This is a genomic window from Campylobacter concisus (assembly GCA_002092835.1).
Taxonomy (GTDB): Bacteria; Campylobacterota; Campylobacteria; order Campylobacterales; family Campylobacteraceae; genus Campylobacter_A; species Campylobacter_A concisus_K.
Window position 1 is genome coordinate 193,149 of the sequence record LVWL01000018.1, and the last position, 20,958, is coordinate 214,106.

18 protein-coding genes, 1 tRNA gene and 2 pseudogenes are annotated in these 20,958 nt (G+C 37.8%); 18 read left to right on the forward strand and 3 right to left on the reverse strand.

The window, feature by feature from the left end; all coding sequences use genetic code 11:
• Positions 1–31: 31 nt before the first annotated feature.
• The 12 genes and pseudogenes from A3835_02765 to A3835_02820 all read left to right on the forward strand — a co-directional run bounded on the left by A3835_02765 (position 32) and on the right by A3835_02820 (position 11,551).
• On the forward strand, positions 32–862 hold the full coding sequence (locus A3835_02765) for a prephenate dehydrogenase (GenBank protein ORI08482.1): 831 nt from the start codon (positions 32–34) through the stop codon (positions 860–862).
• A 62-nt stretch (positions 863–924) separates the two neighbouring features.
• Positions 925–2,295: a peptidase M23 gene (locus tag A3835_02770; protein ID ORI08483.1), complete on the forward strand. Its 1,371-nt coding sequence runs from the start codon at positions 925–927 to the stop codon at positions 2,293–2,295.
• 62 nt (positions 2,296–2,357) lie between these two features.
• The gene (locus A3835_02775) at positions 2,358–3,242 is read left to right on the forward strand and encodes a UDP-3-O-[3-hydroxymyristoyl] N-acetylglucosamine deacetylase (GenBank protein ORI08484.1); all 885 of its coding nucleotides are present in this window, start codon (positions 2,358–2,360) and stop codon (positions 3,240–3,242) included.
• 41 nt (positions 3,243–3,283) lie between these two features.
• Positions 3,284–3,684: pseudogene (locus A3835_02780) on the forward strand (glycoprotease).
• Positions 3,685–3,692: 8 nt separating this feature from the next.
• A complete protein-coding gene (locus A3835_02785) occupies positions 3,693–4,577 on the forward strand; it encodes a homoserine kinase (protein ORI08485.1) in 885 nt (294 codons plus the stop codon).
• 21 nt (positions 4,578–4,598) lie between these two features.
• On the forward strand, positions 4,599–4,853 hold the full coding sequence (locus A3835_02790; GenBank protein ID ORI08486.1) for a hypothetical protein: 255 nt from the start codon (positions 4,599–4,601) through the stop codon (positions 4,851–4,853).
• Positions 4,840–7,487: pseudogene (locus A3835_02795) on the forward strand (translation initiation factor IF-2). The gene A3835_02790 and the pseudogene A3835_02795 overlap by 14 nt, the downstream one beginning before the upstream one ends.
• Positions 7,484–7,849 carry a ribosome-binding factor A gene (locus A3835_02800; GenBank protein ORI08487.1) on the forward strand — a complete coding sequence of 122 codons (366 nt, stop codon included), beginning with the start codon at positions 7,484–7,486 and terminating at the stop codon, positions 7,847–7,849. The pseudogene A3835_02795 and the gene A3835_02800 overlap by 4 nt, the downstream one beginning before the upstream one ends.
• A complete protein-coding gene (locus A3835_02805) occupies positions 7,842–8,258 on the forward strand; it encodes a ribosome maturation factor RimP (GenBank protein ORI08488.1) in 417 nt (138 codons plus the stop codon). The genes A3835_02800 and A3835_02805 overlap by 8 nt, the downstream gene beginning before the upstream one ends.
• Position 8,259: 1 nt before the next feature.
• Complete coding sequence (locus A3835_02810) at positions 8,260–9,909, forward strand: formate--tetrahydrofolate ligase (GenBank protein ORI08489.1); 1,650 nt, start codon at positions 8,260–8,262, stop codon at positions 9,907–9,909.
• Positions 9,910–9,922: 13 nt separating this feature from the next.
• On the forward strand, positions 9,923–10,474 hold the full coding sequence (locus A3835_02815) for a hypothetical protein (GenBank protein ORI08490.1): 552 nt from the start codon (positions 9,923–9,925) through the stop codon (positions 10,472–10,474).
• A 15-nt stretch (positions 10,475–10,489) separates the two neighbouring features.
• Positions 10,490–11,551: a bifunctional diaminohydroxyphosphoribosylaminopyrimidine deaminase/5-amino-6-(5-phosphoribosylamino)uracil reductase gene (locus A3835_02820; GenBank protein ORI08491.1), complete on the forward strand. Its 1,062-nt coding sequence runs from the start codon at positions 10,490–10,492 to the stop codon at positions 11,549–11,551.
• On the opposite strand, the gene A3835_02825 is transcribed toward A3835_02820, so the two are convergent.
• From A3835_02825 to A3835_02835, 3 genes are all read right to left on the reverse strand, one after another.
• Complete coding sequence (locus A3835_02825) at positions 11,548–12,411, reverse strand: rubrerythrin family protein (protein ID ORI08492.1); 864 nt, start codon at positions 12,409–12,411, stop codon at positions 11,548–11,550. The genes A3835_02820 and A3835_02825 overlap by 4 nt on opposite strands.
• A 54-nt stretch (positions 12,412–12,465) precedes the next feature.
• Positions 12,466–12,550: transfer RNA gene (locus tag A3835_02830), tRNA-Leu, on the reverse strand.
• 45 nt (positions 12,551–12,595) lie between these two features.
• The gene (locus tag A3835_02835) at positions 12,596–12,898 is read right to left on the reverse strand and encodes a F0F1 ATP synthase subunit C (protein ID ORI08493.1); all 303 of its coding nucleotides are present in this window, start codon (positions 12,896–12,898) and stop codon (positions 12,596–12,598) included.
• A 208-nt stretch (positions 12,899–13,106) separates the two neighbouring features.
• Here A3835_02835 and A3835_02840 point away from each other — a divergent pair, with 208 nt between their 5' ends.
• From A3835_02840 to A3835_02865, 6 genes are all read left to right on the forward strand, one after another.
• Positions 13,107–14,450, forward strand: coding sequence for a sodium:alanine symporter (locus A3835_02840; protein ID ORI08756.1), 1,344 nt, complete (start codon positions 13,107–13,109; stop codon positions 14,448–14,450).
• Positions 14,447–15,778, forward strand: a complete 1,332-nt coding sequence (locus A3835_02845; GenBank protein ORI08494.1) for a sodium:alanine symporter — start codon at positions 14,447–14,449, stop codon at positions 15,776–15,778. Before A3835_02840 ends, A3835_02845 begins: the two co-directional genes overlap by 4 nt.
• A complete protein-coding gene (locus tag A3835_02850) occupies positions 15,778–17,118 on the forward strand; it encodes a sodium:alanine symporter (protein ORI08495.1) in 1,341 nt (446 codons plus the stop codon). The genes A3835_02845 and A3835_02850 overlap by 1 nt, the downstream gene beginning before the upstream one ends.
• Positions 17,119–17,127: 9 nt before the next feature.
• On the forward strand, positions 17,128–17,637 hold the full coding sequence (locus A3835_02855; protein ORI08496.1) for a C4-dicarboxylate ABC transporter permease: 510 nt from the start codon (positions 17,128–17,130) through the stop codon (positions 17,635–17,637).
• Positions 17,637–19,025, forward strand: coding sequence for a C4-dicarboxylate ABC transporter (locus A3835_02860; GenBank protein ID ORI08497.1), 1,389 nt, complete (start codon positions 17,637–17,639; stop codon positions 19,023–19,025). The genes A3835_02855 and A3835_02860 overlap by 1 nt, the downstream gene beginning before the upstream one ends.
• 122 nt (positions 19,026–19,147) lie before the next feature.
• Entirely contained in the window at positions 19,148–20,950 is a 1,803-nt protein-coding gene (locus tag A3835_02865; protein ORI08757.1) for a biotin attachment protein, read from the forward strand.
• The last annotated feature ends 8 nt before the right edge of the window (positions 20,951–20,958 follow it).

Consider the following 20,958-nt stretch of genomic DNA (forward strand, 5'->3'; position numbering starts at 1 on the left):
AATTTAAATTTTATAATCTTGAAGGTTTTTTATGAAAATAGGTATCATCGGACTTGGTCTTATGGGTGGCTCGCTTGGGCTAGCATTAAAAGATGAAAAATTAATCTCTTGTGTTAGTGGATACGATAAAGACGAAAATCATAGCAAAAAGGCCTTAGAACTTGGCTTGGTGCATGAAATTTTAAGCATTGACGAGATGAAAAAGAAGTGTGACATCATCTTTTTGGCTGTGCCAGTTGAAGCTATCGTATCAATAGTGCAAAATTTAACCGATATCAGCGAAGATACAACTATTATTGATTTTGGCTCAACCAAACAAAAGATCATCGAGGCAGTACCAGAAAAAATTCGTAAAAATTTCATTCCAGCTCACCCAATGGCAGGTACCGAGTATTCTGGTCCAGAGGCTGCTTTCAAATCACTTTACACAGGGGCAACTGTTATTGTTTGTGACTTTGCAGAAAGCGCAGAAAAACATGTAAAAAGAAGCGTTGAGTTGTTTTCTTGCCTTGGTATGAAGATCATTTTCATGAGCGCAAAAGAGCATGATCATCACGTAGGTCTTATTTCACATTTGCCTCATGCAATTGCATTTTCGCTTGCTAGTGGAATTTTAAAAGAAGAGGATAAAAGGCACATCGTAGCACTTGGCGGACCTACATTTAAGGGTATGATACGTGTCGCAAAGAGTTCGCCTTTTATGTGGAGCGATATCTTTAAGCAAAATAAAAATAATGTTGTTGAAGCTATAAGTATGTTTGAAAAAGAGCTAAATTTGTGCAAAGATCTCATAAAAGATGAACGCTGGGATGAACTTTTTGCTTGGATGAGCGACGCTAGAGCCGTAAGAGAAATTTTGTAATTAACTAAAAATTTATTGATTTACGTGTAAAATTTTGCAAATTGAATTTAAGGTAAAAATATATGTATAGACGTGGGATAGGCGGTTTTGGTATTGTTGTGCTTTTGCTAATTTTAATTTTAGCCGGTGGTTTTGGGTATGCTTTGATGTCAAAAGATTTTGAGCGAAATGAGCCAATAATTGGTGTTGCTGATAAGGTTTATTGGAATCTTAGAACCCCAATGAATATCAAATTTAAAGACGATAGTGGTATAAAATTTGTACGAATTAGTATGAATGATGGAAAAAATGATCTAAATTTATTAAATCAAATCATACAAAATCCAAGTACCGAGCTTGATGTAAATTTAACCTTTCCAAAGACTGGCTTTTTTGCTCAAAAAGATACCTATGAGATGAATATTGAAGCTGTAGATACTAGTAAATGGAGCTTTTTTACTGGCAACAAAGCTAGCAAAAAGGTTGAAGTAGTGCTTGATACTTCAAAGCCTGATCTTTACGTACTTTCGCAATCTTATTCTATCTCAAAAGGTGGTAGTGCAGTTGTTGTCTTTAGAGCGACTGACAATCAGCTAAAAGAGGTCTATGTCCAGACAAATTTTGGTAAAAAATTTAAGGCAGTGCCGTTTTATAAAGAGGGCTTTTATGCAGCACTCGTTGCTTGGCCAGTTCAGGTTGAAAATTTTAGTGCTGAGGTCATTGCAAGAGACTTTGCAGGCAACGAGAGCAAATCTCACGTGAGATATTTTTATGAAAATGTAAAGTATAAAACTTCAACTATTGCATTAAATGATAGATTTTTAGATGGTAAGATAGTTGATCTAACTGATCAATATGCAAAAGATCCAAGCGCACTTTCAAGACTTGAAAAGATGAGATTTGTCAATGAAACGCTTAGAAATTCAAACGAAGAAAAAATAACAGCACTTACTACAAATCCTGGCGATGAGATGTTAACTGGCTTTAGTGTGACACCATTTTATCCACTAAGAAATGGTAAAAAAGTGGCTGACTTCGCCGATCATAGGTACTATACATATAATAACGAGCAAGTAAGCGAATCATGGCATATGGGAATAGACTTTGCAAGTGTGGCAGCGGCTCCTATAATAGCTAGTAATGCCGGCCGTGTCGTGCTTGCATCTGAAAATGGAATTTATGGATTAAATATTGTGATTGATCATGGATTTGGGCTTTATTCGCTTTATGGACACTGCTCAAGCACTAGAGTAAAAGAGGGCGATATGGTGGCAGCTGGCGATCAGATAGGCACTACTGGAACTAGTGGTCTTGCACTTGGAGATCACCTTCACTTTGGAATTTTAGTCCAAGGCGAAGAGGTGAGACCACAACAATGGATGGATAAAAAGTGGATAAAGGACAATATCACAAGTGTTTTAGATGCTGCAAAATCGATGATAGACAAGAACTAAAAAATTTGCAAAATTGATTTTTTAGTGCTATCATAAGCGGATTAAAAATATAAGGAAAATTCTTGAAACAAACTACTATCGCAAGACGCGTTGAGACCGTTGGTATAGGGCTTCATAAAGGTGAGCCGATAAGACTTATACTAGAACCTCTTGATGCAAATTCTGGTATTATTTTGCACCGAGAAGATCTTGGTATTAGTTTTAAAGCTGAACCTAAAAATGTGATAAATACGCAGATGGCAACCGTTGTTGGCAACGAGAAAGGCTTTATTAGTACGATTGAGCATCTAATGTCAGCCATAAATGGTTATGGTATTGATAATATTAGAATCTCTGTTGATGCAAATGAAATTCCCGTCATGGATGGTAGTGCAATAAGCTTTTGCATGCTACTTGATGAGGCTGGCATAAGATATCTTGATGCCGGTAAAAAAGTAATTCTTGTCCGCCGTGAAGTTGAGGTTGTTGAAGGTTCTAAATTTGTACAAACTTCACCTTCAAGAAGTCCAAAATTTGACTATACGATAAAATTTGATCATCCAGTTATTGGTGAACAAAGATATGTTTTTGATTTTAGTAAAAGCTCTTTTATAAAAAATATAGCTCGTGCTAGAACTTTTGGATTTTTGAAAGATTTACAGCGTTTACAAGCTCAAAATTTAGCTCTTGGTGCATCGCTTGATAATGCCGTGGCAATTGATGATACGCATATCCTAAATCCAGAAGGTTTGAGATTTGAAAATGAGTTTGTAAGGCACAAAATTTTAGATGCGATTGGTGATTTAAGCTTGCTTGGAGCGCCTTTATTGGGCGATTATACAGCATTTGCTGGAAGCCATGACCTAAATCACAAATTAACTCTTGCTTTGATGTCCGATGAGAAAAACTACGAGATCGCAACTCTAAATGGCGAACTTCTAAAAGAGTATCAAAAGGTATTTGCATAGAAAATATTGAAATTTTAGTTGTCTCTTTATCGACTCCGCTCTTGGTTGGAGTTTATAAAGACGGCGTAAAATTTGATGAAATTACGACTGATGAACATGCCAGTGAAGCTTTGATAAAGATCTTAGAAAATTTATCCTCTAAATTTAATATCACAAAAATTATCTATGCAAATACGCCAGGCAGTTTTATGGGGCTAAAGGTGGCCTATGTAATATTAAAAACATTTTCTTTGGCTAAAGCTGCAAATTTTACGCCGTTAGTGGCTTTAGTTTAAATGGTCACCAAGCTATAAGAGCAAATAAAAATTTAAGTTTTGTTTTAAAAGATGGCAAAATTTCACTTGAAAAAGTGGAGCCAGTAGGATTTAGGTTGCCTTTAAATTTAGATGAATTAAAACTAAATTCAGATACACTTCCAGATTATATCATCCAAGCAGTTTAGGAGAAATTTTGAACATCTTAGTGCCTGCAACAAGTGCAAATTTGGGTCCTGGTTTTGATGCTTTGGGGCTTAGTTTGAAGCTTTTTAATAGTGTGAAAATCGAGCCAGCAAAATTTAGCTCAGTGTCGATAAACGGCGAAGGCAGTGGAAGTGTAAATTTAAAGAGAAACAATATATTCTTAAGTATTTTTAATGAAATTTTTTTTGAGCTAACTGGTAAAAATGAAAATTTTAGAGTCGTTTTTGAAAATAATATCCCATTTTCAAGGGGGCTTGGCAGTAGCTCCGCTGTTATCGTTGGGGCCATTGCTTCAGCGTACGAAATGGCTGGCTTTAAGGCAAGCAAAGAGACAGTTTTAAATAAAGCTATCATCTATGAAACCCATCCTGATAATATCTCGCCAGCAGTTCACGGTGGATTTATCAGCGCGATCGTAAAAAATGGTAATGTTTACGCAAATAAAATAAGTTTAAGCGATGAGATAAAAGCAATAGTTGTTATCCCAAATAAACCGATGAGTACATCCTCGTCAAGACAAATTTTACCAAAGAACTATACGATGAAAGAGTGTGTAAATAACTTATCTCATGCCGCTTTTTTAACGTCTTGTTTTTATGAAAAAAAGTATGATCTCTTAAAAATAGCAAGCAAAGATTTGATGCATGAAGAGCGTAGAATGCACGCTTTAGAAGAACTTTTTGAAGTTAGAAAAGTAGCTTATGAAAATGGTGCTTTAATGAGCACGCTTTCAGGCTCAGGTTCAAGCTTTTTAAATATCGCTTACAAAGATGATGCTAAAAATTTACGAGATATTTTAAAGAGTAAATTTGGTGATTTTAGGGTTGAGGTTTTTTCATTTGATAACGATGGATACGAAATTACGCAAAGCTAAAAACAAGTTTAAAAAGATATAATGAACAAAAATAATCCTGTAAGGACATGCGTCGCTTGTAAAATTAAAATTTCTCAGAGCTTGTTAAAAAGATACCGCTTGGTAGGTAAAAATTTAGAACATGGCAAAGGAAATGGTCGTAGCTTTTATCTGTGTGACAAATGTATACAAAAAGATATAAAAATTTTAAAAAAAATAATTGATAAACAAACTAAAGGTGCTCTTATTTGTGATGCACCGAAGTTAAAGGAGATACTCTTAAATGAGCAATGTTAGGATTTCAGAGATCGCAAACGAGCTTGGCTATCCAAGTAAAGAGATAGTAGAAAAAGCTCAAGAGCTAGGATTAAAAGTCAAAACTCACTCAAATGCAGTTAGCCTTGAAGAGGCCGAAGCTATATATGAATATGTTCAAACTGGCGTGATACCAGATAAATTTAAAAAGAAAAAGAGTGAACCTAAACCAAAAAAAGAGCCTAAAAAAGAAGTAGAAAAAGAGTCAGTAAAAAAAGAAGAAAAACAAAAAAGTGAACCTAAAAAAGCTACTACTAAAACTGAGTCAAAGTCGGTAAAAGCTGAGCCTAAGAAAGAGGCACAAATTTTAGAAGAAAAACAAAAAATTGAGCCTAAAAAGAAGAAATAAAAGTAGAGCAAAAACAAGTCGAAGCTCCAAGGCCAAAAGAGAGCTTGGCCGATGTGACTCAAAAAAGACGTGGCCTTGTGATAGTAAAAAAGAAAAAAGACTATGAAGCGCCAATTGCTACAAAAGAAGAGAAAAAGCCTGAGCCAAGCATAGCTAATATAAGCGATTTTAAAAGTATGTTTTCAGCAAACGATGAAAATTTAGCTAAGAAAAAGAAAAAAGATAAAAAAGTAGTTGTTGCAAGTAAAAAGGATAGCGCCCAGAAGATGGACCTGCTTGGTGGAAGTGATTTTGGTGACATCGTACTAGAAGATGAAGATGTAGTCGTTCTTCCTGATTTTAGTTTTAAAACCCCAACACCAGCACCTGTACAAAAGACAAAACAGCCAAATGTTATGAGAACTACAGTCAACAATACGATAAATTCATTTGGCGAAGGTGGCATTCAAAGAAGAGCTAGAAAAAAACACAAAAAGCCTGAAAATAAACAAAACAATGAAGCTGTGACGTCTATAAATATTCCAAAAGAAATTCGTGTTTATGAATTTGCTGAAAAGCTAAACAAGCAGCCAAGTGAGATCATTGGTAAGCTTTTTATGCTTGGTATGATGACAACAAAAAATGACTTTTTGGATGAAGATGCGATAGAAATTTTAGCCGATGAATTTAATGTAGAGGTTAATATCATCGATGATCAAAAAGAATTTGACTACGTTGCAGCTTATGAAGAGGAGATAAAAGACGATGAAAATCTCCAGCCAAGAGCACCAGTCATAACCATCATGGGTCACGTAGACCACGGCAAAACCTCGCTACTTGACTACATAAGAAAGTCTCGCGTAGCAGCAGGCGAAGCTGGTGGTATCACGCAGCACGTTGGTGCTTATATGGTAAATAAAAACGGCAAAAACATCACATTTATCGACACTCCAGGCCACGAGGCATTTACGGCTATGCGTGCAAGGGGTGCTGGCGTAACTGACATAGTTATTATTGTTGTTGCAGCAGATGACGGCGTAAAACCACAGACAAAAGAGGCAGTTAGCCACGCAAAAGCTGCTGGCGTGCCAATAATCATCGCGATAAATAAAATGGATAAAGAGACGGCAAATCCTGATCTAGTAAAAACTGGTCTTGCTGAGCTTGACATCATGCCAACAGAGTGGGGCGGTAAGTATGAATTTGTGCCAATCTCTGCAAAAACAGGTATGGGCATAGATGATCTACTTGAGATCGTGCTTTTGCAAGCTGATCTTTTGGAGCTAAAGGCAAATCCAAAGGCAAACGCAAAAGCAACTGTTATCGAGAGCTCACTTCAAAAGGGCCGTGGTCCAGTAGCTACCATCATCGTTGAAAACGGCACGCTTTATGTCGGAGACACTGTCGTAGCTGGCGTTGCATACGGTAAGATAAGAAGCTTGCTTGATGATCAGGGCAGGCCATTAAAAGAGATAAAACCAGGCGAATGTGGCGTGATAGTAGGCCTTAGCGAGATAGCAGAGGCTGGCGAGACATTAATAGGCGTAAAAACTGATAAAGAGGCTCGCGAATACGCACAGAAAAAGGCTGAATATATCCGTCAAAAAGAGCTTAGCAAGAGCACAAAAGTTAGTATCGATGAGCTTAGCGCTAAGATCGCTGAGGGCGAGCTAAAGACACTTCCAGTCATCATCAAAGCTGACGTTGGCGGATCACTCGAGGCGCTAAAAGCGAGCCTAGAAAAACTAGCAAATGACGAGATCAGAGTAAATGTGATCCACTCAGGCGTTGGCGGTATCACGCAAAGTGACGTTGCGCTCGCAGGTGCAAGTAATGACTGCATCATCCTTGGCTTTAACATCAGACCAACTGGCGAGATCAAAGAAAAGGCAAAAGAGAGCGGTGTTGAAATAAAAACTTATAATGTTATTTATAACCTAATCGACGATGTGAAGGCGATTTTAGGCGGACTAATGTCACCTATCATCAGAGAAGAGCAGCTTGGTCAAGCTCAGGTTCGCCAAGTGATCCATGTGCCAAAAGTAGGTGCAATCGCTGGATGTATAGTCACTGAGGGTACGATAAACAGAGGGGCAAAAATTCGTCTTATTAGAGAAGGTGTGGTCGTTTATGAGGGCTCGGTAAGCTCACTAAAACGCTTTAAAGATGACGTTAAAGAGGTTGCCAAAGGCTACGAGTGTGGTGTTGGTATCGAAAATTTCAACGATATCAGAGAAAATGACTACATCGAAAGCTTTAAGGAAATCAAGGAGAAAGCTACTCTATGAACGCTAACGAAATAAAGCGTATGAGAACAGAGAGCGTACTAAAAGAGCTCATACCAGAGGCTCTAGCCACTCTTGAAGATAGCATTTTAAAGGGGCTTTGCGTCACTGACGTCGAGTGCAAAAAGGGCAGATATGACGCCTTTGTCTATCTTGATAAGATGATGTTTGACGAGCGCGAGCAAGAGTATATTTTGGGGCATTTAAAGCGCGTTTGCAGACATTTGCAAAACCACTGCATGGCGGCTGAGGGCTGGTATAGATGTCCAAATTTTCACTTTAAATTTGACGATAGATTAGAGTATCAAAACCATATGGATAAGTTGTTTGATAAAATTTCAAAGGATTTAAACAAAAATGGATAATTTAGACAAACTAGTACGCGAGTGCGGCGTAGAGCTTTATGACAGCGAGATCGCAAATGAAAATGGCAGAGCTATTTTTAGAGTTTACATCACAAAAGATGGCGGCGTGAGCCTTGATGACTGCGAAAAAGTGAGCCGTCTGCTCTCGCCTATCTTTGACGTGACACCGCCAGTTAGCGGGGATTATAACCTCGAAGTTAGCTCGCCTGGTCTTGAGAGAAAGCTTAGCAAGCCTTTGCATTTTAAAGCGAGCGTTGGTGAGCTAGTTAAAGTTCAAACCGAGGCTGAGAAATTTGCAGGAAGGCTTGTAAAAGCTGACGAAGAGAGCGTCGCAGTAGAAAACGAAGAGGGAATTTTTGAGATCAACATCAGTGAGATAAAAAAAGCAAAAACATATTTGGAGTGGTAAAATGCTAAGCGACATCGAGATAACGCATCAAACGAAACTAGAACATATCAGTAAAGTTGCCGCAAAACTAGGCTTAAACGAAGACGATCTTGAGCTTTACGGCAAATTTAAGGCTAAAATTTCTCCTAGACTTGAGCCATCAAACTCAAAGCTCATCTTAGTCACCGCGACTAATCCAACCCCATATGGCGAGGGTAAAACGACTATGTCAATAGGTCTTGCTGACGCACTAAATTTACTTAATAAAAAGGTCTGCCTAGCACTTCGCGAGCCATCTCTTGGGCCAGTTTTTGGCATAAAGGGTGGAGCAGCAGGTGGTGGCTACTCGCAGCTTGCGCCGATGGAGGATCTAAATTTACACTTCACTGGCGATTTTCACGCGATAACATCGGCAAATAACCTAATTTCAGCGATGATAGATAATAGCCTCTATCAAGAAAACCCACTAAAAATAGAGAGAATTTTATGGAAGCGCTGTATGGATATGAACGACCGCGCGCTTAGATTTGTCACTGTGGGGCAGGGCGGCAGAACGGACGGCGTGCCAAGAGAAGATGGCTTTAACATCACCGCAGCAAGTGAGATCATGGCTGTGCTTTGTCTGGCTACGAGCCTTTCTGATCTAAAAGAGCGCGTGGCAAACATCATGGTTGCCTATGATAGCAACAAAAAGCCTATCTATGTGCGTGATCTAAGCTGTCAGGACGCTGTTTGTATACTTTTAAAAGATGCTATCAAGCCAAATTTATTTCAAACACTTGAACATACACCTACGCTCGTGCATGGTGGTCCATTTGCAAACATCGCACACGGCTGCAACTCGGTCATCGCGACAAAAACAGCTCTAAATTTAGCAGACTATGTCATCACTGAAGCTGGCTTTGGCTCAGAGCTTGGAGCTGAGAAATTTTTAGATATAAAATGCAGGATTGCTGAGATAAAACCAAGCGCTGTAGTGCTTGTAAGCACGATCAGATCGCTAAAATATAACGGCGAAGCAAATAAAGATGAGATCACAAAACCAGATATGAACGCCCTTAAAAAAGGTATCGAAAACCTTGGCGGACACATCGAAAATTTAAAAGGTAAATTTGGACAAAATGTGGTCGTGGCGCTTAATAAATTTGGCTTTGACAGTGATGAAGAGATAAATTTTGTAAAAGAGTATTGCCGTGAGCTTGGCGTAGAAGTGGCAGTTTGTGAGAATTTCTTAAAAGGTGGCAAAGGTGCACTTGAGCTTGCCGAGCTAGTTTTAAAGGCGTGCGATAAGCCGAGTAAGATAAATTTCACATACGAGATGAGCGATGATACGAGAACTAAAATAGAAAAAGTCGCTAAGGAAATTTATGGAGCGGGCGATGTAGTCTTTGAAGAGGCTGCTCTTAAAAAGCTTGAGATGATAAAAGAGCTAAATTTGAGCCATTTGCCAGTTTGTATTGCCAAAACTCAGTACTCATTTAGCGATGATGCGAAGCTTTTGGGTAGAGCAAAGGGTTTTACATTTAGCGTAAAAGACCTTGATATTAGAACGGGAGCTGGCTTTATCGTCGCGGTTTGCGGTAAGATCATGCTGATGCCAGGACTTCCCAAAGTACCAGCCGCTGTCAATATGAAGATAGACGCAGACGGAAAGATCGACGGCTTGTCGTAAATTTATGAAAAGTATGAAATTTGTAAAAATACTCTTTTTAATAGTTTTAAGTGTTTTCTTCGTTGGATGTGAGGGAAGATATAAATATAATGTTGAGCCAACGCCGATACAAAAAGGCGTGACTAAATACATTGTTAGCGATTTTAACCTAACATTGACAAATCAACCAATCAGATACGAGCACAACACTAACTATAAAAATGAAAGCGAACTTCGTGACGAGTTTGTGGAATTTATAAACAAGCATCTAAAAGAGCAGGGCATTTTAGGGAACGAAAATAGCTTCAAGATAAAAATACAAATGGACTATGAAAGATGGTTTAACTGGGGTGGCAAGGCATTAAACAAGCCACACTTTCGCTATAGCGTGAAAATTTATGATAACGATGATAGGCTTTTGGTCTCTTACGCTATACCAGTTTCTACAACGAAATATAGCTATTTCAAAGAGATCGCGGTTTTGGCAGAGATTGCTGCATTTAAGTGGGATGCAGAGGATGAGCCGACCGATATCGATTTGATCTCAAAAACTCTTGTTGATGAGATAAAAGATATAGGAAAATAAATATAGTCTGCTAAGATGAACGACGAATTTTACATGGATCTTGCTTTAAGCGAGGCTTGGAAATTTCAGATCTTAACCTATCCAAATCCAGCCGTTGGATGCCTTGTCCTTGATGAAAATGGTCAAATTTTATCTTGCAAGGCTCATGAAAAAGCTGGATATTTACACGCTGAACCGACAGCAATACTCTTTGCGCTTTGCAAAAAAAGTGAAAAATTTAAAGATGATTTTATAAAAGCGTATAATGATAAATTTAGCTCTAATATAAAAGAGGGCGACTTTGGCCTTTTAGAGCCAAAATTTACTTACGAATTTATACTAAATAACCACTCAAATTTACTAAAAAACGCAAAAGCCTACGTCACGCTTGAGCCTTGCTCGCATCACGGCAAAACGCCACCTTGTGCAAATTTGCTAAAAGAACTTGGCTTTAGCGAGGTGATAATAGGCAGCCATGATGAAAATAAGGTAGCAAGTGGCGGCGCAAATTTGCTTAAAAGCGCTGGGGTGAGAGTTAAATTTGGCATTTTAAAAGAGCGTTGCGATAAGCTGCTCGAGCCATTTTTAGCCTATCAAAATGGCGGATTTAGTTTTTTGAAAATAGCTCTTAGCAAAAATGGTGTGGCAAGTGGCGGCATCATCACAAATGAGCTTAGCCGCAAGCACGTCCATAAACTTAGAAGCGTTATAGATACGCTAGTGATCGGCGGCAACACAGTGCGAGTTGATCGCCCAAAGCTTGACAGTAGGCTAGTAAGTGGCGGTAAAAATCCAGATGTCATAATCTACTCAAGAAGTGATAAATTTGATAAGACAATACCGCTCTTTAGCGTGCCAGGTCGCAAAGTTAGCATTCAAAAAAAGCTTAGCTTAAAAGGACTTAGTATGTTTGAAGGCGCTGGTGAGTTTTTAAAACTTGCAAAAGATGGCAAACTGGCAAACGTAAAATGGCTACTTATCTATCAAAGCTCAAATTTTAAGGATGGTAAAAATTTAAGCCTCGATCTAAATTTAAAACCACTATTTAGTGGGAAGTTTGGAGACGATAGCTACACTTGGTATGAAATTTTGGATTAAATATCTAGGCCAAAATAGTGCTTAACTAAAAAACCAATACCAAATGAAATGATCGCAACACCAAAAGTTATCACGCACATCTCAATCACTCTTGGCAAAAATTTAAGCTCTTTTGCTACGCTTATGTAAAAGTTGTAAGTGATAATGGCAACAAAGGCAAAGAAAAACATCGACAAGACAGCGTAAATACTACTTGAAAAGATAAAAAATGGAAGTATCAAAAATGCCGTTGTTATGATGTACGAACCACCTGTGTAGAGCGAATAGGTAAGCGGTTTGATCTCGTCACTTGGATTTTCTTTTGACTCGAGATAGGCTGACCCTGCCATAGAAAGAGCAGCTGCAATGCCCATGATAAGGCCCGTTGCACCAACTGATTTTGTATTTGAAAAAGCTAGAGCGATGCCACTTAGCGTGCCAGTTAGCTCAACTAATGCGTCATTCATACCAAGAACGATACCACCGGCATTGACTAGTTTCGTGTCTTTTAGCATAGAAATTAAATTATTTTCATGATTTACTTCTTCATTATAAATATCTCTAGCTTCAGGATACTCATCAACAATACCAAGATAAAATTGCTCTGCGTCTTCTTCACGTGACTCCATAAATTTTAAAGTAAAAGATGTACCAAAAATTTTAACAAGTATCGTATAGAAGATGACTTTGAATAAATTTGCAGTTCTGCTCTCACCTGTTATCTTTTGGCAAAAAGCATAATGTCGTTTTTCCTCAGTGACTAATTTACGAAGTATTTTTTTATTTTCTTCATTTTTTTCACTAGCTTCAAGTAACGTATAGATAGCGGTATCATCTGCTTCATTTTGTAGCTGTTTTAAAGCACGCTTTTTATCTAGCATAAATTCCCCTTTTTAAATTTTGTAAGATCTTGAATTTTGAAGTGTAAGATTAGATGGTGCGATCAGCGAGACTCGAACTCGCACACCTAACGGCACTACCCCCTCAAGATAGCGTGTCTACCAATTCCACCATGATCGCAAAAAGAGAAAGCCCCAAGGAGGGGCTTGATTTCAAGCTTTACGCTTATCCAAGCATTGGGTTTGCGTAAAGAACGATAAGTGTAATAACAAGTGCGTAGATAACTTGTGCTTCGATCATCGCAAGAGCGATAAACATTGTAGTCATAAGTTTGCTACCAACACCTGGGTTTCTAGCTGTTCCGCTGATAGTTGCAGCAGCTGTGTTTCCCATACCTATAGCACCGCCAAGAGCTGCAAGGCCAAGGCCGATACCGCCAGCGATAACTGAATATGATTTGATCATCTCACCATCAGCGCCGAATGCGAATGCAGCAAGACCAAGAATTAAAAACACGATCTTTTTCATCGTTGCTCCTTTAAAATTTTAAAGCTCTTTCGGATCTGTCCCCTACTTAAACTTTATGAGCCGTAATATTACAAAAACAAAACTTTGTTTCAAATAAAAACACTAAAAATTTAAATTGCCTATAAAAAATTCTTGGCTTAGAAAAATAAAAGTTTTTTTATGTTATCTTTAAAAAAATTAATTTATTCTTAATCTTAGGTAATCAATGATAAATGAAAAATTTTCAAAAATAGGCTTTGTTCTTGCGATGGCTGGTTCTGCTGTTGGTCTTGGCAATGCCTGGAAATTCCCTACAATGGTGGGAAACAACGGCGGTTCAGCATTTATAATTTTATATTTGCTCCTTACATTTGCTATCGCATTTGTGGCGTTTTTGGCGGAGCTTAGTATAGGAAAGCTCGGTGAAAGCGACGTCGTAAGCTCTATTTATAAGCTTGCTCCAAAGCATAAAAAAGCGTGGTCTCTCTCTGGCTTTTTTATGATCGGCGCAATTTTGATAGCTTCATTTTATATGGTAGTTATTGGCTGGATTTTAAAGTATATCTATCTTAGTTTTTCGCCACTTTTGGCCGATACAAAAGAAGCAGCAGCGCAGTTTAATACCCTTTTAGCAAATGACTTAACTAGTAGTGTACTTTGCTTTAGCATAGTTTTTTTAATGGTATTTTTTGCCGTTTCAAAAGGCGTAAAAAGTGGCATAGAAAAGCTAAATATTTGGATGATGCCAAGTCTTTTTGTTTTGCTTGTTTGTATGCTTTTTTACGCGCTTAGCATGGGAGATGGCTTTGTCAAGGCGGCTAAATTTTTATTTGTACCAAATTTTAGTGCGATCACGCCAGATGTGATTTTACAGGCTCTTGGACTTGCGTTTTTTTCGCTATCTATGGGCGTTGGCGTCATACCAACATATGCTGCAAATCTACCAGAGCGTACAAATTTAATAAAATCAACACTTTCTATCATTTTTATAAATATATTAATAGGCATTATGATGGGGCTTGTGGTATTTACATTTATATTTGCTTATGGAGCTGATAGCACGGCAAGTGGCCCGGGTCTTATCTTTATCTCGCTTGTCACGCTTTTTGCAAAGCTTGGCGTCGTTGGCAACGTCATGGCGGTTGCATTTTTTATATCGCTTTTGTTTGCAGGTATCACGAGTGCAGTTTCGATGATCGAGCCCTTTGCTTATTATTTGGTTAGAAAATTTGAAATTTCACGCAAGGCAGCACTTCTTTATATAGGCGCTTTTGTCTATGTTTTGGGAATTTTTTGTATATTTTCATACTATTCTGATACGGCCAGCACGTTTAGTATATTTGGCAAGCCAGTATTTGACGCACTCGACTTTCTTACATCAAATATTATGATGCCAATAGGTGCTATCATATTTAGCTTTTTTGTGGGCTACAAACTCAAAAAAGAGAGCTTGCATCTACTTTTTGGAGAATTTATGGGAAAAGCATTTTTTGAAATTTGGTATTTTGCTCTAAGATACATCGTACCAATCGCAATTTGTGCCATCATGATCTATCAAATAGCAGGTAAATGATGGATAGATTTAGTAAAGTTGGTTTTATACTTTCCATTATTGGAGCGGCTATTGGCCTTGGTAATGCATGGAAATTTCCATATATGGTCGGTAATAACGGTGGTTCAGCATTTATTCTTATATATCTATTTTTTGCTTTTGTTGTTGGCCTTAGTATATTTTTTGCTGAGATGGCAATGGGAAAAATTTCTCGTCTTGATACGGTTGGGGCATTTAAAAGTCTAGCTACAAAGGGGGCAAATTCTTGGAAATTTGCTGGTGTTGTGATGGTGACAGGGTTATTCATCGCATCTTTTTATACGCTTATCATTGGCTGGGTGCTAAAATACGTTATCTTAAGTCTTGGCGAGCTTCCAAAAGATATGGCAAGCTCAGAAGCGCTTTTTATAAATTTTACTTCAAAGGGCATAGAGGAGCAAATTTTATATTTTAGCATCGCCTTTTTTGCCTACTTTTTTATACTTACAAAAGGTATAAAAAGTGGAATAGAGCGTATAAATGTATATCTTATTCCGGCACTTTTTATTTTGCTTTTGCTTATGCTTGGCTACTCTTTTGGTATGAATGGATTTGATGAGGCGGCTAAATTTTTACTAGTACCTGATTTTTCAAAGATAGATCAAGGCGCTATCTTAAATGCTCTTGGGTTAGCTTTTTTTACGATGTGTATTGGCATTGGCTGCATTTTAACTTACTCATCAAGCCTAGGCAATGATACAAATTTATTCACTTCATCGCTTTATGTAGTCTTTGCAAATATAATTATTAGCGTAATTATAGGACTTATAGTTTTTACATTCACCTATGAATTTGGCTCAGAGCCATCAAAGGGTGCAGGGTTAGCATTTATCTCATTGCCAACACTATTTGCAAAGCTTGGTTTGCTTGGAAATTTCTTGGCTTTTGCATTTTTTACATCTTTATTTTTTGCTGGTATAACATCGGTTATTTCGCTAGTCGAGCCATTTATATTTTTCTTAAATAAAAGTTTGGGATTTAGTAGAAATAGATCAATTATTATTGTCGGTGCCGTAGTTTATGTTTTAGGGATTTTATGTGCATTAAGCGGTATTGGCGATTTTAAAGAAGCACTTACATTTTTTGGTAAGAGCTTTTTTGATTTGCTTGATTATCTTAGCTCAAACATTATGCTCCCACTTGGTGGCATTATATTTGCTATTTTTGTTGGATACTTTATGAAATTTGAGCTTTTAAAAGAGCTATTCTTGCCTTATATGGGTGAGATTGTTTTTAAAATTTGGTATTTTTTAATAAGGTTTGTGGCACCAGTTCTAGTTTTTGTGGTGCTAGTAAGGGAGATTGCATAATGGCAAAAGAACAGTTTTCTAAAATAGGTTATGTTTTAGCAGTTGCAGGGTCAGCTGTTGGACTTGGCAATGCGTGGAAATTTCCATATATGGTCGGTGAAAATGGTGGATCAGCATTTGTTATTTTATATCTTTTGATAACGTTTTTAGTTGGCATACCTATCTTTATGGCAGAGCTAAGTATTGGCAAACTTAGTGAGAGCGATAGTGTAAATGCCTTTAGAAAGCTGGCGAATAAAAATAAAAATTTATGGCAGCTAGTTGGAATTTTAGCTATGGTAACCGCAGCTATAATCTCATCTTACTACATCGTGATCATCGGCTGGGTCTTTAAGTATTTCACACTATCTTTTACCGGTCTTCCAAACGATATAGAAAGCTCAAAAGTAATATTTAACGAGCTTCTTACGCATGGTCTTGGCGAGCAGACGCTTTATTTTGTTATAGCATTTGTAGCTTGCTTTTTTATCCTTTCAAAAGGTGTGAAAAGTGGCATTGAAAAGCTAAATGTTTGGATGATGCCAAGCCTATTTATCATGGTTTTAATTATGCTTATCTTTTCTATGACGATGAATGGCTTTACAAAATCGGCTGAGTTTTTACTTGTTCCTGACTTTAGCAAAATTTCATTTAACTCGCTCTTGCTTGCTCTTGGGCTTGCTTTTTGGACACTATCTCTTGGTATGGCAGCGATCATTACATATTCAGCTAGCCTAAGTGACGATACAAATTTAGCTACTTCTACACTAAGTATCGTTTTTATAAACATCGTCCTAGCCATTATGATGGGTCTTGTTATCTTTACATTTATATTTGAATTTGGCGCAGAGCCGTCTCAAGGACCAGGACTTGTCTTTATCTCGCTTCCAACGCTCTTTGCTAAGCTTGGTGTGATAGGTCAAATTTTAGCTGTGGCATTTTTTGCAGCACTTATCTTTGCTGGCATTACTTCAGCTATCTCTATCGTAGAGCCGTTTGTATTTTTCTTGATCAGAGAGTATGGCATTAGCAGGATAAAAGCTCTTAGCATAGTTGGAGCCGGTGTTTTTGTATTAGGATTTTTATGTCTTTTATCAAATATAGAAAATGTTGGCGACAAATTTATGCTCTTTGGTAAAAATTTCTTTGATTTTCTTGACTTTACCGCTTCAAATGTTCTGCTTCCAATTAGTGGTATTGGTGGAGCGATATTTGTTGGATATTTTATGAAAAGAGAGGCACTTTATGTGCTATTTAGTCCATATATGAGCGACTTTGTATTTAGTGCATGGTATTTTTTATTAAGATATATAGCGCCAGTTTGTGTATTTATTATCATGATAAATAAATTGTTTTTTTAAGGGTTGTTTATGCAAAAAGTTGAGAAATTTTTTGATAAGGTCGGTGATATAGTCGGCTATATTTGCATGTTTATTATGGCTTTGATGATAATAGATGTCTTTTTTAACGTTGTGGCAAGATATTTTTTCTCTTATGGAAACGTTGCATTTCAGGAGCTTGAGTGGCATTTTTTTGCTGTAATATTTTTGCTTGGCATGAGCTATGCATTAAAAGAAGATGCACATGTTAGAGTCGATATCTTTTATGCTAAATTTTCACCAAAAAATAAAGCTCTTGTAAATATGATAGGAACTGTTATTTTTGTAATTCCATTTGCACTTTTAGTTTCAAATTTATCGTTTGAATTTGTGAGTGATGCTTATACTTCAGCTGAAGCTAGTGCAGATCCAGGCGGTCTTACTCACAGATGGATCATAAAAGCACTTATTCCTTTTTCTTTTTATCTACTTGTATTTTTTGCGATCGGCTTTTTTATAAGAAATTTTAATCTTTACAAAAAAGCTAAAAAGGGGGAATAATGGCTGGCTTGATAATGTTTATAGCTGCACTTTTGATGCTAGGTATTGGCTTTCCAGTAGCCTTCACTTTTGGCGCAGTTTCGATGATATTTGGTATGATTGGCAGTATTGTTGAGAGCATTGGAGACGGAGATGGACTACTTGGAAGTATCGAAGTTTTCAAAGATATGTTTAACTTCATGCCTTATAGAATTTTTTCTATCATGGAGAGTAGAATTTTTATAGCAGTTCCACTTTTTGTCTTTATGGGCGTTGTTCTTCAAAAGTCAAAACTAGCTGAGAGGCTACTTGAGAGCATGGGTATGCTTTTTGGAGAAATTCGCGGAGGTATTGCTATTAGCACTATCTTGGTTGGAGCACTTCTTGCAGCTTCAACTGGTGTTGTTGGTGCAAGTGTTGTTGCAATGGGCGTTATAAGCTTGCCTGTTATGTTAAAGTATAAATACGACCAAGCGCTAGGCTGTGGTACTATATGTGCTGCTGGTACGCTTGGACAGATTATTCCACCTTCTATCGTGCTGATTATTTTGGGTGATATATTTTCAGTGCCAGTTGGTGAGCTTTTTCATCAAGCCATCATCCCAGGACTCACGCTAGTAGCAGTTTATATCATTTATATTTTGATTGTTGCTTATTTGAAACCAGATACAGCACCGGTAGTAAAAGATGAGAGCGGTGTTAGTAAATTTAAGCAGATCATGAGAGCACTAATCGCTATCTTTCCACCGCTTTTACTTGTTATTTGTGTACTGGGCTCTATATTTGCAGGTATCGCTACGCCAACTGAAAGTTCAGCTTTTGGCTGCGTTGGAGCCATTATTTTAGCTATTTTTTATAGGACTTTTTCATTTTCTATGATAAAAGAGGCATTGGCTGAAAGCGTAAAAACCACAGCACTTGTCTTTGCTATACTTGTTGGCGCGACAGCTTTTTCTATGGTATTTAGTTACACTGGTGGCGATGAGATTGTTGAAAAATTTATGACAAATTTACCAGGTGAAAAGTGGGGCTTTATCATTTTTAGCATGGTTGTCATCTTTGTGCTTGGCTTTTTTATCGACTTTGTTGAAATTTCATACATTGTGCTTCCTATCTTGGTACCAATAGCCGCAAAGCTTGGTATAAATCCAATTTATCTAGCAATCTTAGTTGCGATGAATTTGCAAACTTCATTCCTAACGCCGCCATTTGGTTTTAGCTTATTTTTCCTAAGGTCAGTCGCACCAGCTGAGATAAAAACGACTGCTATTTATAAAGGCGTTGTGCCTTATATTTTTATTCAGCTTGCTGTGCTTGTATTTTTCTGCGTCTTTCTAATGGAATTAAAGCCAATGCTTGATGCGAGCCACGGCGGATTATTAAACTTCTTACTCTCACTTTTTAAATGATATAAAAGTTTTTGGTTGTAAAATACCAAAAAACAAGCAAAATGGCTAATTCGAGTTTCTAATCAATTTAGCCATTTTCTATGAATTCTTTAAATAAATTTATAAAATTAATGAGGTGGGTGATGGCGAAGAAATTTATCGATGTTATGGATACGACCTTTAGAGATGGCTTTCAGTCAGTTTATGGCGCTAGAGTGCTTATGAATGACTTTTTGCCCGCGCTTGAAGCAGCCAAAGAGGCTGGCATAGAGCATTTTGAATTTGGTGGCGGAGCGAGATTTCAAAGCCTTTATTTTTACCTAAATGAAGATGCTTTTGCGATGATGGATAAATTTAGAAGCATCGTAGGACCAAAAGCAAATCTTCAAACCCTAAGCAGGGGCGTAAATACCGTTACACTTGATACTGGTAGCCGCGAGCTAATCGACCTTCACGCAAAGCTTTTCAAAAAACACGGAACCACCACCATTAGAAATTTTGACGCACTAAATGACGTTGAAAATTTAAAATATTCAGGCGAGAGGATTGCTCATCACGGGCTAAAACACGAAGTCGTAGTTACAATGATGGATCTGCCTAGTGGCTGTGTGGGAGCACATGATGTTAAATTTTATGAGAAAATTTTAAGAGAAATTTTAGACGCAAATATCCCTTATCACAGCGTTTGCTTTAAAGACGCAAGTGGTACAAGTAGCCCACAAAAGGTCTATGAAACCATAAAAATGGCTAGAAAATTATTGCCAGAAAAAACTCACATCAGACTTCACACTCATGAAACCGCAGGCGTAAGTGTGGCTTGCTATCTTGCAGCGCTTGAAGCTGGCGTTGATGGTATAGATCTAGCCGCAAGCCCAGTAAGTGGCGGTACAAGCCAGCCAGATATCTTAACTATGCTTCACGCAGTAAAAGGCAAAAACTATGATCTTGGCGGACTTGACGTGGAGAAAATTTTAAAATATGAAAGCGTTTTGAATGACTGCTTAAAAGAGTATTTCTTGCCACCTGAGGCCGTACAAGTAAGCCCACTCATACCATTTTCACCGATGCCTGGTGGCGCGCTTACAGCAAATACCCAGATGATGAGAGATAACAACATCTTGGATAAATTTCCAGAGGTCATCCTTGCTATGCGCGAAGTGGTGCAAAAGGGCGGATACGGCACTTCAGTGACTCCGGTTAGTCAGTTTTACTTCCAACAAGCATTTAATAATGTGATGTTTGGCAAGTGGAAAAAGATCGCCGAGGGATACGGCAAAATGGTGCTTGGCTACTTTGGCAAGACCCCAGTTACGCCTGATCAAGAGATCATCAAGCTTGCAAGCGAGCAACTAGGCTTAAAACCAACTACAAAACACGCAGTTGATATAGCAGATAAAGACGAGAGTAAGTCGCTTGCACACGTAAAAGAAATTTTAAAACAAAATAAGATCAAAGTCACCGAAGAAAATGTTTTTATAGCAGCAGCTTGTAAAGAAAAAGGCATCGCATTTTTAAAAGGCGAAGCAAAAGTAAATGTAAGAAAAGTAGATCCAAACGCTAAGGCAAACGAGGGCAGACAAACTCAAAGTGGCAGATATAGTGTCGTCGTAAATGGTAGCCGCTACAATGTCGAAGTAAGCGAGGGCTTTAACGATAGCATCCAAGTAAAATCGATCACCGAAGTTGAAGGCAAGAGTGTAAAAAATGCAAAAAGTGCAGCAGCAGGCGCAACAGCAAATGATATTGTTGCTAGCTTACCGGGAGCTGTGCATAAAATTTTAGTAAGCGCAGGAGACCATGTCAAAAAAGGGCAAGCTGTAGTCGTGCTTGAAGCAATGAAGATGGAGATAGAGGTCAAAGCCCCAAAAGATGGTGTGATATGCTCTATTGAAGTTAGCAAAGGTCAAAGCATCGCAAGCAATCAAGTGGTGGCTAAATTTAAATAAATTTGCCA

Coding starts and splice junctions, on each gene's coding strand:
- A3835_02765 (ORI08482.1), top strand. CDS start 32: ATGAAAATAGGTATCATCGGACTTGGTCTTATGGGTGGCTCGCTTGGG.
- A3835_02770 (ORI08483.1), top strand. CDS start 925: ATGTATAGACGTGGGATAGGCGGTTTTGGTATTGTTGTGCTTTTGCTA.
- A3835_02790 (ORI08486.1), top strand. CDS start 4,599: ATGAACAAAAATAATCCTGTAAGGACATGCGTCGCTTGTAAAATTAAA.
- A3835_02800 (ORI08487.1), top strand. CDS start 7,484: ATGAACGCTAACGAAATAAAGCGTATGAGAACAGAGAGCGTACTAAAA.
- A3835_02805 (ORI08488.1), top strand. CDS start 7,842: ATGGATAATTTAGACAAACTAGTACGCGAGTGCGGCGTAGAGCTTTAT.
- A3835_02810 (ORI08489.1), top strand. CDS start 8,260: ATGCTAAGCGACATCGAGATAACGCATCAAACGAAACTAGAACATATC.
- A3835_02815 (ORI08490.1), top strand. CDS start 9,923: ATGAAATTTGTAAAAATACTCTTTTTAATAGTTTTAAGTGTTTTCTTC.
- A3835_02820 (ORI08491.1), top strand. CDS start 10,490: ATGAACGACGAATTTTACATGGATCTTGCTTTAAGCGAGGCTTGGAAA.
- A3835_02825 (ORI08492.1), bottom strand. CDS start 12,411: ATGCTAGATAAAAAGCGTGCTTTAAAACAGCTACAAAATGAAGCAGAT.
- A3835_02835 (ORI08493.1), bottom strand. CDS start 12,898: ATGAAAAAGATCGTGTTTTTAATTCTTGGTCTTGCTGCATTCGCATTC.
- A3835_02845 (ORI08494.1), top strand. CDS start 14,447: ATGATGGATAGATTTAGTAAAGTTGGTTTTATACTTTCCATTATTGGA.
- A3835_02850 (ORI08495.1), top strand. CDS start 15,778: ATGGCAAAAGAACAGTTTTCTAAAATAGGTTATGTTTTAGCAGTTGCA.
- A3835_02855 (ORI08496.1), top strand. CDS start 17,128: ATGCAAAAAGTTGAGAAATTTTTTGATAAGGTCGGTGATATAGTCGGC.
- A3835_02860 (ORI08497.1), top strand. CDS start 17,637: ATGGCTGGCTTGATAATGTTTATAGCTGCACTTTTGATGCTAGGTATT.
- A3835_02865 (ORI08757.1), top strand. CDS start 19,148: ATGGCGAAGAAATTTATCGATGTTATGGATACGACCTTTAGAGATGGC.